At 59.9% G+C, this 12,278-nt stretch carries 11 protein-coding genes; 7 read left to right on the forward strand and 4 right to left on the reverse strand.

Going from position 1 to position 12,278, the window contains the following annotated elements; all coding sequences use genetic code 11:
* Positions 1-62 precede the first annotated feature (62 nt).
* Positions 63-599, reverse strand: a complete 537-nt coding sequence (gene yjjX, locus BUC04_RS22490) for an inosine/xanthosine triphosphatase (RefSeq protein ID WP_067665382.1) — start codon at positions 597-599, stop codon at positions 63-65.
* A gap of 89 nt (positions 600-688) precedes the next feature.
* Between yjjX and BUC04_RS22495 the strand changes: the two genes are divergently transcribed.
* From BUC04_RS22495 to BUC04_RS22505, 3 genes are all read left to right on the forward strand, one after another.
* Positions 689-1,477: a sulfite exporter TauE/SafE family protein gene (locus BUC04_RS22495; protein WP_067665416.1), complete on the forward strand. Its 789-nt coding sequence runs from the start codon at positions 689-691 to the stop codon at positions 1,475-1,477.
* A 264-nt stretch (positions 1,478-1,741) separates the two neighbouring features.
* A complete protein-coding gene (locus BUC04_RS22500) occupies positions 1,742-3,016 on the forward strand; it encodes an aromatic amino acid transport family protein (RefSeq protein ID WP_067665385.1) in 1,275 nt (424 codons plus the stop codon).
* 78 nt (positions 3,017-3,094) lie between these two features.
* A complete protein-coding gene (locus tag BUC04_RS22505) occupies positions 3,095-4,456 on the forward strand; it encodes an L-serine ammonia-lyase (protein WP_067665388.1) in 1,362 nt (453 codons plus the stop codon).
* Between the two features lie 64 nt (positions 4,457-4,520).
* Here the strand turns inward: BUC04_RS22505 and BUC04_RS22510 are convergent, their stop codons facing one another.
* Together BUC04_RS22510 and BUC04_RS22515 are read right to left on the reverse strand one after the other, a co-directional pair.
* Complete coding sequence (locus BUC04_RS22510; RefSeq protein ID WP_067665391.1) at positions 4,521-6,971, reverse strand: putative bifunctional diguanylate cyclase/phosphodiesterase; 2,451 nt, start codon at positions 6,969-6,971, stop codon at positions 4,521-4,523.
* A 296-nt stretch (positions 6,972-7,267) separates the two neighbouring features.
* The gene (locus BUC04_RS22515; protein ID WP_073326164.1) at positions 7,268-7,621 is read right to left on the reverse strand and encodes a MaoP family protein; all 354 of its coding nucleotides are present in this window, start codon (positions 7,619-7,621) and stop codon (positions 7,268-7,270) included.
* 355 nt (positions 7,622-7,976) lie between these two features.
* On the opposite strand from BUC04_RS22515, the gene BUC04_RS22520 reads away from it, so the two are divergent.
* From BUC04_RS22520 to BUC04_RS22530, 3 genes are all read left to right on the forward strand, one after another.
* Positions 7,977-8,327 carry a DUF3302 domain-containing protein gene (locus BUC04_RS22520; RefSeq protein ID WP_067665394.1) on the forward strand — a complete coding sequence of 117 codons (351 nt, stop codon included), beginning with the start codon at positions 7,977-7,979 and terminating at the stop codon, positions 8,325-8,327.
* Positions 8,327-9,322 (forward strand): efflux RND transporter periplasmic adaptor subunit, encoded by a 996-nt coding sequence (locus tag BUC04_RS22525; protein ID WP_067665397.1) that lies wholly within the window; start codon positions 8,327-8,329, stop codon positions 9,320-9,322. The genes BUC04_RS22520 and BUC04_RS22525 overlap by 1 nt, the downstream gene beginning before the upstream one ends.
* Positions 9,323-9,406: 84 nt before the next feature.
* Entirely contained in the window at positions 9,407-9,685 is a 279-nt protein-coding gene (locus BUC04_RS22530; protein WP_067665400.1) for a helix-turn-helix domain-containing protein, read from the forward strand.
* A 286-nt stretch (positions 9,686-9,971) separates the two neighbouring features.
* Here the strand turns inward: BUC04_RS22530 and udp are convergent, their stop codons facing one another.
* Entirely contained in the window at positions 9,972-10,730 is a 759-nt protein-coding gene (udp, locus tag BUC04_RS22535; protein ID WP_067665403.1) for a uridine phosphorylase, read from the reverse strand.
* Between the two features lie 179 nt (positions 10,731-10,909).
* Here udp and BUC04_RS22540 point away from each other — a divergent pair, with 179 nt between their 5' ends.
* Positions 10,910-11,680: a TIGR04219 family outer membrane beta-barrel protein gene (locus BUC04_RS22540; protein WP_067665406.1), complete on the forward strand. Its 771-nt coding sequence runs from the start codon at positions 10,910-10,912 to the stop codon at positions 11,678-11,680.
* The last annotated feature ends 598 nt before the right edge of the window (positions 11,681-12,278 follow it).

Genomic DNA, 12,278 nt, shown 5'->3' on the forward strand with positions numbered 1-12,278 from the left:
GGTCGGCAACCGCCGGGCATAGCCTGAGGCTAGCAACGGCGGATCCCGCGGTAAAGTGGGGGTTAACGGAACAGCTCTGGATGCAGCCAGGGTGCCAGCAACAGGCACAGGGTATCCCGGTAGATGCCAGTGCGATCCACCAGGTGCTGGGTCAGCACGCCGATGGCACCGCCTTTCTGCTTGATGTTGTGGTCGTTGAACAGCTGGTCCATCAGTGGCCCCAGCTCGCCCCCCTGCTCCAGCGCCTGGCCGATGGACTCCGGCAGGGGCAGGGTGCCGGTGCGACCCACCTGGGTGCGTTTACCGTCACTGATGGCGATATAGGCAAAGGTAAAAGGCTGACCCTGGATGCGGTCGTAGCCGCCCTCGATGGCGGCGAAGAAATCCGCCTGCGGACACTGGGCCATCAGTGCCTGCAGCCGCTGTTCGGCGCCCCGTCGGGTCTCCGCTTCGCTTAGGGGTTGCTCCGCCACCCCGGAAGGGACCGGCTGGGCGTTGACCTGCCAATGGGTGTCGGTAAAGGCACGACTCAGGGCCTGCTCGGCCGCGTTGATCTTGACCGGATTGGCCGAGGCCACCGCCAGTGTTTTTGTCGACATGCGTTGATTTAACTCCAGAATGAGCCTGTTATTTTGCCATGACCACTGCGACAATGGCGCGAGATTTTTTTGCTTTGGGTGTCTTGTCGATGTTGACCCTCCTTCTCTATCTGGGCCTGGGTGCGGTGGCGGGCCTGTTGTCCGGCTTGTTTGGCATTGGTGGTGGCCTGGTGATCGTACCGGTGCTGATCACCACCTTCACCCTGCTGGGCATGCCTGACACCGTCTACCTGCATATGGCGATCGGCACCTCCTTGGCGTGCATCGTCTTTACCTCCCTGAGTGCCATCCACACCCACAACAAACGGGGGAACGTTGACTGGGCGGTGGTGAAGCGGTTCCTGCCCGGGGTGTTGGTGGGGGCGTATCTCGGGGGCCTGGTGGCGGATCGGATGGCCCCGGCCCTGCTAGAGAACCTGCTGGCCTTCTTCCTACTGGCGGTCGCCGCCAAGATGATGTTCGGCTTCAAGCCCAACAGCGAGCGCAGCCTGCCCGGGCCGATGGGGCTGACCGCCAGTGGTGGCGTGATCGGCGGCCTCTCTGCCATGTTCGGCATCGGTGGGGCCACCTTGAGCGTACCCTACCTGCGCTGGTGCTCAGTGGTAATGACCCGCGCCGTGGGTACCTCGGCAACCCTGGCCCTACCCATCGCCCTGGGGGGCGTGAGCAGCTACATCATCAATGGCTGGGGCCACCCGGACCTGCCGGAGTGGACCCTGGGTTATGTCTACCTGCCGGCGCTGTTTGGCATCGTGTTGATCAGCACCCAGTGCGTGCGCTTTGGTGCGGCGGCGGGGGCAAAGATGTCGCAGCTGTGGCTGCAACGCAGCTTTGCCGTGCTGCTGCTGATCCTGGGCTTGCGCCTGGCGCTGAGTTGAAATCACCCGAAATGGTTAATTTGTCGGCAGCCTAGGGGCTTTGCCAGTGGAATCGTGGGCGTGATGCAGATCACGCCCATTTTTTGTGCTTGTGATCTGGCTCACGGGCAAGTGGTCTGACCAATCGGTGGTGATTGCGATCTTTGCTGGCGCTCTGTGAGCGTGGTCACTAAAGATCTTTTTGAAGGTGATTTGAATCACGTTATCCGTCGTCAGAATCCCTATTCTTGTGCCCGCTAACTCGAACTTCCATAGGTGAAACTAATGCAGCAAAACACCACTGCAACTGCCGCCGACACCAAAGCGGTAGCCTTTACCAAGCAAGACTTTACTTGGTCCCTTTCCATGTTCGGCACCGCGGTGGGTGCGGGCGTCCTGTTCCTGCCGATCCGCGCTGGCCTGGAAGGCTTCTGGCCGCTGATCATCATCGCCCTGCTGGTCGGTCCGATGACCTACCTGGCGCACCGTGCCCTGGCTCGCTTCGTGCTGTCCTCCGGCAAGAGCGGCGCCGACATCACCGAGGTAGTGGAAGAGCATTTCGGCAAATCCGCCGGTCTGCTGATCACCTTCCTGTACTTCTTCGCCATCTACCCGATCGTACTGATCTACGGTAATGCCATCACCAACACCATCGATTCCTTCATGGTCAACCAGCTGGGCCTGGCCTCCATGCCGCGCTGGCTGCTGTCTGGTGTGCTGGTCGCTGCCATGATGAGCGTAATGATCCTGGGTCAGCGCCTGATGCTGAAGGCCACCGAGATGCTGGTATACCCGCTGGTGTTCATCCTGCTGGCGATGTCCGTCTACCTGATCCCGCAGTGGTCTTTCGAGGCGATGAGCTTCTCCGCGGCGCCGTCCTTCAGCGCCACCATGGTGGCGGTGTACCTGACCATCCCGATGCTGATCTTCTCCTTCAACCACAGCCCGGCGGTGTCCTCCATGGCACTGGCGCAGCGTGAAGCCCACGGTGCTGATGCGGTTGCCAAGTCCGACATGATCCTCAAGCGTGCCTCCGTGATGCTGCTGGGTTTCGTGATGTTCTTCGTGTTCTCCTGCGTCCTGGCTCTGTCTCCGGAGCAGCTGGCCGCGGCTAAGGACTCCAATCTGCCGATCCTGAGCTACCTGGCCAACGAGCTGAACTCCCCGCTGATCTCCGTACTGGGTCCGCTGGTAGCCTTCCTGGCCATCTTCTCCTCCTTCTTCGGTCACTACCTGGGTGCCAAAGAGGGCCTGGCGGGCATCGTTAAGAAAGCGGCTCCCTCCGTGGTTGAGAACCTGGGCGAGAAGAAATTCGACAAGGCCCTGGTGGCGTTCTTCTTCCTCACCGTGTGGGGTGTGGCCATCATCAACCCGTCTGTACTGGGCATGATTGAAGACCTGGGTGCGCCGTTCATCGCCGCCATCCTGTTCCTGATGCCGATGTACGCCATCAAGAAGGTTCCGAGCATGCAGAAGTACAGCGGCAAGCTGTCCAACGTGTTCGTGACCGTGATGGGCATCATCGCCATCTCCGCCATCGTGCGTGGTCTGCTGTTCTAATTCGAATCCAGACAGACTCTTTCAAGGCCGGAGTCACCCGCTCCGGCTTTTTTCTCATGATTTCTGAGGTTTCCCCTGATGTTCAGTGTGTTTGATATTTTTAAGATTGGCGTTGGCCCCTCCAGCTCCCACACCGTGGGTCCGATGAAGGCGGCCAAGCAGTTCGTGGACGACCTGCACGCCAATGCGCAGCTGCGGGGTGTCACCCGCATCAGCGTGGATATCTATGGCTCCCTCTCCCTCACCGGGAAGGGCCACCACACCGACATCGCCATTATCATGGGCCTGGCGGGCAACAGCCCGGAGAGCGTCGACATCGACAGCATCCCGGGTTTCATCCAGCGGGTGGAGCAGAGCGAACGTCTTGTTCTGGGCCACGGCCAGGTGGTGGACTTCCCCACCGGGTCGGTTCACTTCCATGAGGAAACCCTGGCGCTGCACGAGAACGGCATGGCGATCCACGCCTACCGCGGCGACGCGCTGGTCTACACCAAGACCTACTACTCCACCGGTGGTGGCTTTGTGGTGGACGAGGAAAACTTCGGCAAGCCGGACAGCAACCTCAAGCCGCTGCCCTATGGCTTCACCGACGCCGAAAGCCTGCTGACGCTGACCCGGGAAACCGGCATGAGCATCAGTGCGCTGATGATGGAGAATGAGAAGGTCTATCACGCCGAGGCGGACATCTACACCGGCTTTGGCCAGGTGTGGAACGTGATGCGCGAATGCATCGAGCGCGGCTGCGCCACCGAGGGGCTGCTGGCTGGCCCGCTCAAGGTGCCGCGCCGTGCCGCTGCGCTGCACCGTCAGCTGATCGCCCATGATCGGATCAGCAACGATCCCATGGCGATCATCGATTGGGTCAACATGTTTGCCCTGGCAGCCTCGGAAGAGAACGCCGCCGGTGGCCGGGTGGTGACTGCCCCCACCAATGGTGCCGCGGGGATCATCCCGGCGGTGCTGGCGTACTACGACAAGTTCATCGAGAAGGTGGATGTGAAGCAGTACACCAAGTTCTACCTGGCGGCAGGGGCGGTCGGTGCGTTGTACAAGATGAACGCCTCCATCTCCGGTGCCGAGGTGGGCTGTCAGGGTGAGGTGGGTGTGGCCTGCTCCATGGCCGCAGCCGGTTTGGCCGAGTTGATGGGCGCCAGCCCGTCCCAGGTGTGCATCGCGGCGGAGATCGCCATGGAGCACCACCTGGGGCTGACCTGCGATCCGGTGGCGGGCCAGGTGCAGGTGCCCTGCATCGAGCGCAACGCCATCGCCGCGGTAAAGGCGATCAACTCCACCCGGATGGCGATGCGCCGCAACTCCGATCCCTGTGTGTCGTTGGACAAGGTGATCGCCACCATGTACGAGACCGGCAAGGACATGCATCCCAAATACCGCGAGACCTCCCGTGGCGGCCTGGCGATCAAGGTACTGAACGTCTGCTGATCCTCGCTTCGTTGAAAGAGATAAAAAACCGGCCATTAGGCCGGTTTTTTGTGTCTTTGCCGTGTTAGCCGGAGAGCTTGCCGGCGAGGAAGTCGCTGACCGCCTCGGCGGGCAGCGGTCGGCCCAGCAGGTAACCCTGGCCGTAGTGACAGCCCATCGCCTGCAGTCGCTGAACCTGCTCCTTGTTGTCGATCCCCTCGGCGTTGACCTTCATCCCCAGTGCCTGGGCCAGCCGCAGGATCGCCTCGATCACCGCCTCAGCGCGGGCATCCTGGTGCATCCGGGCGATAAAGCTGCGGTCGATCTTGACCACGTCCAGCGGCAGCCGGTGCAGGTAGCTCAGCGACGAGTAACCGGTACCGAAGTCGTCCATCATCAGCCGGATCCCCATCCGTCTCAGCTGTCCCAGGATCTGGGCAGCCTGCTCCGGGTGGTGCATCAGCGAGCGCTCGGTGATCTCCAGCAGCAGCGCCTGGGCCGGCAGCCCGGTGTCCTTGAGGGTCTGCATGATGATGTCCAACGCATCGTTGCGGTTGAACCATTCAGAGCTGAGGTTGACGCTGATCCCCACCCGCTGCAGGCGTGGGTACTTCTCCTGCCAGCGGGCGAACTGCTGGCAGGACTGATCCAGTACCCAGCGATCCAGCGCCAGGATCTGGCGGGTTTCTTCCATCACCTCGATAAAGTCCCCCGGTGGCAGCAGGCCCCGCTCCGGGTGGCGCCAGCGCACCAGCGCCTCGAAGCCAATAAGTTGCTGTGAGTCCAGCCGCCAAACCGGCTGGTAGTGCACCTCGAATTGCTGCAACTCCAGCGCCCGCTGCAGTTCGTTCTCCAGCTTCATCCGATATTGGGCGGCGTCGCGCATGCTGGCGTCGAACACCACCGGTGCGCTGCCACTGCCCTGTTTGGCGCGGTACATCGCCACGTCGGCATCCCGCAGCAGCTCGGAGGGCTCCTGGTAGCTGACGTCACCCAGGGCGATACCGATGCTGGCGCCGCTGTAGATCTCCTCGCCATCGATGTAGAACGGCTTGGTCAGCACCGCGTGGATCCGTCGCGCGGTCTGGATCGCATCGTCGTTGCACTGCAGGTGATCCAGCAGGATAGCGAACTCATCGCCACCGAGGCGGGCCACGGTGTCGGAGCCACGCAGACAGTCGCTCAGTCGCTTGGCCACCTGGCTTAGCAGGGTGTCGCCGGTGAGGTGGCCGAGGGAGTCGTTGATCACCTTGAAGCGGTTGAGATCAAGGTAGAGCAGGGCGTAGTTGAAGTCGTCCTGGCGGGCCTTGATCGACAGCACCTGGTAGAGCCGCTGCATGATCATCGCCCGGTTGGGCAGCCCGGTCAGGTCGTCGTGCAGGGTGTCATGGCGCAACTGGGTTTCCACCCGGCGTCGCTCATGGATCTCCCGCTCCAGCTCCGCGGTGCGGGCCAACACCGCCTGCTCCAGGGCTTGCTGATTCTGCGCCAACTGGGTCTGGGCCCGGCGGGTGCCGATCACATTGGCGATGTGGTGGGCCAGGTAGCGAAACAGCGACAGCTGCTCTTCGCCGTAGGTCTGGCTGTCGCGGTAATCCTGCAGCACCACCGCTCCAAGGGTCTGGCCGGCGTAGTGCAGGGGGGCACCGAGCCAGCATTGGGCCCGCTGGCCACTGGCCTCGATCTCGCCCAGCTGCAGCAGCTCGCTGATCTGGGATTCAGTCAGCAGCAAGGCCCCGGGTTGGCGCAGCAGGTATTCGGTCAGGCCGCGTCCGGCCTGGCGGGAACTGGGGCGTTGCTCCAGCTGATCCAGGCAGAACGGAAAGTGCAGGGTCTGCTCGTCGTCCAGCAGGGCGATAAAGCAGTTGCTGGCGGGCATCAGTTGCGCCAGCAGACGATGGAAATCCTGGTAGAGCTGATCCAAGGGGGCATCGGATTGGCACAGCTCGGTGATGTCGCACATCACCTTGAGGGTTTGCTCTGCCTGGGCCTGTTGGCGCACGACCCGGGCCTGGGCTTGCTGTTGTTGGCGTTGATTGAGCTGCAGCAGGGCGCGGCCAACGGTGGGCGCGATCTGGTCGAGCCAACGCAGTTGTCGATTGTCGTAGCGCTGCCCTTCGTAGACCTGCATCGCCAAGGAGGCATAGGGTTGACCCGCTACCTGGATCAATATCCCCGCCCAGCTGTGGGGCATGGTGCCGTGCAGGCGCAGTTGACGCCGACTGAGCAGGCCACTGATCTCCATCTGATGCAGGATCATGGAGCGACCGTGGCGCAGCAGGGTATGGGTCAGGCTGTCGGCCAGACTGGTGGGGGCGGTCGGGGTGCGGCGGTCCTGGTACCAGAGTAGCTGGGGTTGTGGGCCCACCAGATCGGCCAGGGTCAGGCTATCGACAGGCAGGTGACGGGACAACAGCAGCTGCAGTGACTGGCAAAAGCCCTTCACATCTGCCGCCTCCTTGGCGATCTGGTCAATGGCATCAGCCACCTCCTCGCTGGGAGGCAGTGCCACACCGTGCTCTAGCTCGGAAAACATTCCCTGTCGTCAATATTGTTGGATACCGGTTTGCTGGCGCTATCTTGCCATGTTGGTGACGGATCCTCCACAACTACCCGTGGATAGCGGGCTGAAGGGTTGTCGGCTGGCAGTGGACTTTGGCCGATTGGCGCTGGTAGCGAGGGCGATTGTCCGACCCATATGGGGCCTGACAGGGCTCGAGCGGAGAAAGACCAAGCCTTGACGGCAGAGTGCATGCGGCCGCTACCGTTACCGGAGCCGGCAACGGTAGAGACAGCCAACAAAAAACGCCCGCGAGGTGCGGGCGTTTTCGGTTATTCGGCGGTCAGGGCGGCCACGGATTTTGCCGGGGCTCGTCCACCTGTGCTGGGGGCGGCGTTGCCCACGGTGTGGATCCTTTTACCCTTGCTGGCCTTGAGGTACTTGGCCCAGATCTTCTCCAACTGGGTCTCTGCCGGGCGTGCCCCCTGTGCAAACTGCACAAAGGCCTCCTCTTCCGGGCAGATGGGCTCACGTTTGCCCTCGCTCAGCTCCTGCATGGCAAAGCCACAGCTCTCTAGCAGGTCTGCTTCGGTAATGGTGAAAGACCCGCTGCGACGAAAACCGCGGGGAAAGTGGCGGTCATCAAAAAACTTCTGTACGCAAGAAAAGCTCTGGCTGGCACTCATAAGATACTCCCTCGTCCATGTGGATCACTCATCGCTGTGAAAACTATATGAGTGTTGGCATCCAGTAAAGGTCTATTTCTGTGACGATTTTTCTTTATTCTTTCATCTGGGAAAAGAGCAAGTGGACGGAACAGTGAGAGAGCGCACGGGTTAAAGCTAGAGTGATGAATTAAAACAGGTTTTTGTTTTGATTTGGGCGCCATTAGTGAGTTGAACTAACCACCGACGGAACGCCAGAAAACAGTGTTCTGAAAATCTTCAACTTACTCTTATTAGTGAGAAAAGTTTCTGGACGAATAGTGCTCGCTGCTTCAAGCTTGTAGGCAGTCTCTCCCTGCCCAAAATGGAGCTTTGGATGTTTCTAGACTACTTCGCCTTGGGGCTGCTGGTTTTTGTCGCACTGGTGCTGTTTTACGGCATCATCGCCATCCACGACATCCCCTATGAGATTGCCAAACACCGTGACCACCCGCACCAGGATGCCATCCATGTGGCGGGCTGGATCAGCCTGTTCACGCTGCACGCCATCTGGCCCTTCCTGTGGATCTGGGCCACCCTCTACCGTCCCGAGCGGGGCTGGGGTTTTGTTAAGCGCCAGGAGGCGCTGGAACAACAGGAGGCGGAACTGGAGTCGGACATGGCGCAGTTAAAAGCCGAGGTGGCGGAGCTGCGGGCGCAGTTGAACCGGATGCAGGGAGATAGCTGATGGATCTGTTATTGATTCTGACTTATGCCGCGTTGTGCGTGGGGATCTTCAAGGTGTTCAAGATCCCGCTGAACAAGTGGACGGTACCCACCGCGGTACTGGGGGGCGTGGTGCTGATCGGCGCGCTGCTGCTGTTGATGAACTACAACCACCCCTTTACCCCGATGGCTCGTGAGGTGTATGTCTCGACTCCCATCGTGCCCTCGGTACGTGGCCCGGTAACGGAAGTGCCGGTAACCCCTAACCAGATGCTGCAAAAAGGCGATGTGCTGTTCCGGCTGGATGACACCCGCTACCGTGAGGCGCGTGACCAGGCCGACGCTCAACGTGAGGCGGCTCAGGCGGAGCGGGATCGCACCTTCAGTGCCTTTAAGCGTTATGAAGAGGGCTTCAAGAAAGGCGGCGCCTTCACCGAGTTGGAACTGGATAATCGCCGTCAGGTTTACTTTGCTGCAGAAGCGACCCTGACCGCGGCCCAATCGGCGCTGGAGAAGGCGGAGTACGACCTGTCCGAAACCGTGGTACGGGCCCCGGACGATGGCTACGTTACCCAGGTGGCGTTGCGCCCGGGCATGATGGCGGTGCCTCTGCCGCTGCGACCGGTGATGGTGTTTATCCATAAGGACCAATCGATGCTGATCGGGGCCTTTAACCAGAAATCGTTGCTGCGTCTGCGAGAGGGACATGATGCCGAGGTGATCTTCGAGGCGATCCCGGGTCGGGTGTTCAAGGGCAAGGTGGACCAGGTCCTTCCCAACATCGCTGAAGGTCAGGTTCAGGCCACCGGCCAGCTGCTCAGTTCCGATCTGTTGCTGCGCCGCGGGCGCTCTTTTGTCAGCGTGGTGCTGGAGGAGGATCTGGATCAGTACCAGCTGCCGGATGGTGCTCATGCGGAGATCGCCGTCTATTCCGACTCCTTCACCCATGTCTCCATCATCCGACGGGTGCTATTACGGATGAAGAGTTGGCAGAACTACCTGTTCCTCGAACATTGAGCAAAAAAGTGCGCCGCAAGGCGCACTTTTTCGATCCATTCGGGTTATGGTTAAAAAGTTGAATTTTAATAAGTTAAGGCTGATATGGACCTGAATCCCACCTTCTGTCGACGGGCCCTGTTGTTGCTGGCCATCGAGCAGCTTGACCGCCCTTCGGTACCGGCGCTGATGTCACACCTGGGCTGGCCCCGCCGTACCATCCAGGACATCATCAAGGCGTTGCCGGGATTTGGTGTCAGCATCGCCTTCATTGAGGACGGTGTTCGCCACAACGATGGCTACTACCAGGTCAGCGACTGGGGTGGGATAGACCGTCAGTGGGCCCAGCAGAACCTGAGCCAACTGCAACAAGCCCTGGCGTAGCGTGATCCGGTTAAAAGTTCCGCATCGCCGTTAGCGGTTTTACTTTCTGCCCCCTTAACCCTCGATATAATCGATGCAAAGACCGATTCACGGTTTGTTTTCCGATTGTTAAGGGCGTAGCAATGAGCAAGAAAAAATTCAGCCTCGACGGCATCACCGCCGTAGTGTTCGGTGGTATCAGCATGTTTCTGTACGTGATCGTTCAGGCGTTCTAAGCGCCCATCGTAACGATGACGTAAAAAGGCCGCTCTTCGGAGCGGCCTTTTTTATTGTCTGGGATTGAGCCTCAGCTCAACAGCCGGCGGGCGGCGTCTACCACCACCGCAATGGCATCCTGTTCGGTCTTGGCCATTTTGTCTGGTGACGGGATCTCCTGCTCGGTGCGGTTGACGATCACCCCGGCAACACAGCCCGCCTTGAGGCCCAGCGCGGCACACATGGTCAGCAAGGTGGCGGACTCCATCTCGTAGTTGAGCACACCCAGCGCTTGCCACTCCTCCAGCGAGCCCTGGAAGCGGCGGCTGACCCGGCCGGTGAAGGTATCGTAGCGCTCCTGGCCCGGGTAGAAGGTGTCGGAGCTGGCGGTGATCCCCAAAAACGGGCTGTGGCCTGCCGCTTCTGCGGCTTCGACCAGGGCACGGTTACAGTAGAAGTCGCCCACCGCCGGGTACTCCGCCGGGGCAAAGTGGAAGCTGGCGCCATCCAGGCGCACCGAGCCCTGGGTGACGATCAGGCTCCCCACCGGGATATGGGGTTGAATGGCACCGGTGGTGCCGATCCGCAAAAAGGTGCGGATCCCAAGCTGGGCCAGCTCCTCGACCGCGATAGAGGTGGAGGGGCCACCGATGCCGGTGGAGCAGACCACCACGGCATGGCCGTCCAGATGACCCAGGTAGCTGGTGAACTCGCGGGTGGCGGCCAAGGGGGTGGGGTTGTCCATCAGCGCCGCGATGCGCTTAACCCGCTCCGGGTCGCCGGGAACAATGGCCAGTTCGGCACCTTGCAGCATGGCCTTGGTCAGGCCAAGGTGGAAGACGTCACTCATGGTATGAGGATCCCTGTCTGTATTGAGTCGAGAGCTGAGTGTAGCCGGTTAGGATCCCCCTTCCTATGGTCGCCATCATAGATTGAGGCTTAAAACAGTCAGCTGTGATTGGTAGAGTGGGCACGCCCGAAGCTAATGGGCTGATAAAGGACATTAAGAGGTTAAGGATAATGAAGTACATGAGTGCGACCGCCGCACTGTGTGCCAGCGTGTTGCTGGCGCCGACGGCCCAGGCGGATTTCCTCGGTATCTATGCCGGGGCCGGTTACTTTTCAGGAGACGCCAGCGGTATCCTGGGGCGGGATGCCATCGACCTGGAGCAGGAGCTGGGCTTTAAAGACAGCGAAGGCGGCTATCAGGCCTACGTGGCGTTTGAGCACCCCATTCCGCTGATCCCCAACATTAAGGTGGCGACCTTAAGCTATGACAACGGCGGTCGCGGTGAGCTGAGTCGCGACGTCAGCTTTGGCGGCGTGACGATCCCAAAAGGGTCAATCACCGACACCAGTCTGGATTATCGTCACAACGACATCACCCTCTATTACGAGCTGTGGGATACCGGCTTCGATCTGGACCTGGGATTAACCGCCCGCCAGTTCGATGTGACCAGTGAGATCCGTTACAACGAGGGGATCCAGGACTGGGTGGCCGGGACGGTGGATGAAACCCTGGATGAATGGGTACCACTTGTCTATGGCGCCGCTCGGGTGGACCTGCCCCTGACGGGGCTGTATGTCGCCGCTGAGGTGCAGGGGATTGGCTACTCCGATTCCAGCTTTCTCGATTACCAGGCCAAGCTCGGCTGGACATTGGGATTGGTCGCGCTCGACCTGGGTGTGGAGGCGGGATACCGCAGCATCACCATCGACGTGGATGAAGATGACGTCGGCGATCTGACCAGCAACGTGGATATCAGTGGCTGGTTCATTAATGGCGTAGTGCACTTCTGAGCTGGCCGCACTGCCAAAAAGCGCACCAAGGTGCGCTTTTTGGCGTTTATAGGCTGGATAATAGGCGGATCGTTCAGACTCTGACCGCTTGGTAAGAAATCTGAAATAACCCCTTGCGCGACGGAATCCGCTCCCTATAATGCGCTTCCTGTCGACGGGGCACAGCGAGCAACTCAACGAGATGCGAAGCCAGCCACCATCGGGGTTCAGGCCCCACAGATTAAAATGTCGACGGTCGAAAAGAAGTTTGCAAAAACGCCTTGACGACCACGAGGGATTCACTAGAATACGCCTCCTGCCTTGAGCGAAGCGGCTAAGCCGAACAGCGAAGGCAATGCTCTTTAACAAAGCGCCTGCGGCGTTAGTTAAGAGCGAAGCTCTTTAAAAATTTGTCAGACAATCTGTGTGGGCACTCACGCAGGATTGAGAAATCATCATTTTCTCGATGCTACTGAGTGACTGCACAACATGCAGAGTAATTTGGTCTTCGGACTAAATTATCAATTCAGTATTCATTGAGTACGTCTTGCTCTTCGGAGTAGGACGCTAAATCAAAATCTTTAATTGAAGAGTTTGATCATGGCTCAGATTGAACGCT

Source organism: Ferrimonas marina (assembly GCF_900129905.1).
Lineage (GTDB): Bacteria > Pseudomonadota > Gammaproteobacteria > Enterobacterales > Shewanellaceae > Ferrimonas > Ferrimonas marina.

Bases quoted from the DNA above. Each gene is read 5' to 3' on its own strand.
- yjjX (WP_067665382.1), bottom strand. From the start codon at position 599: ATGTCGACAAAAACACTGGCGGTGGCCTCGGCCAATCCGGTCAAGATC.
- BUC04_RS22495 (WP_067665416.1), top strand. From the start codon at position 689: ATGTTGACCCTCCTTCTCTATCTGGGCCTGGGTGCGGTGGCGGGCCTG.
- BUC04_RS22500 (WP_067665385.1), top strand. From the start codon at position 1,742: ATGCAGCAAAACACCACTGCAACTGCCGCCGACACCAAAGCGGTAGCC.
- BUC04_RS22505 (WP_067665388.1), top strand. From the start codon at position 3,095: ATGTTCAGTGTGTTTGATATTTTTAAGATTGGCGTTGGCCCCTCCAGC.
- BUC04_RS22510 (WP_067665391.1), bottom strand. From the start codon at position 6,971: ATGTTTTCCGAGCTAGAGCACGGTGTGGCACTGCCTCCCAGCGAGGAG.
- BUC04_RS22515 (WP_073326164.1), bottom strand. From the start codon at position 7,621: ATGAGTGCCAGCCAGAGCTTTTCTTGCGTACAGAAGTTTTTTGATGAC.
- BUC04_RS22520 (WP_067665394.1), top strand. From the start codon at position 7,977: ATGTTTCTAGACTACTTCGCCTTGGGGCTGCTGGTTTTTGTCGCACTG.
- BUC04_RS22525 (WP_067665397.1), top strand. From the start codon at position 8,327: ATGGATCTGTTATTGATTCTGACTTATGCCGCGTTGTGCGTGGGGATC.
- BUC04_RS22530 (WP_067665400.1), top strand. From the start codon at position 9,407: ATGGACCTGAATCCCACCTTCTGTCGACGGGCCCTGTTGTTGCTGGCC.
- udp (WP_067665403.1), bottom strand. From the start codon at position 10,730: ATGAGTGACGTCTTCCACCTTGGCCTGACCAAGGCCATGCTGCAAGGT.
- BUC04_RS22540 (WP_067665406.1), top strand. From the start codon at position 10,910: ATGAGTGCGACCGCCGCACTGTGTGCCAGCGTGTTGCTGGCGCCGACG.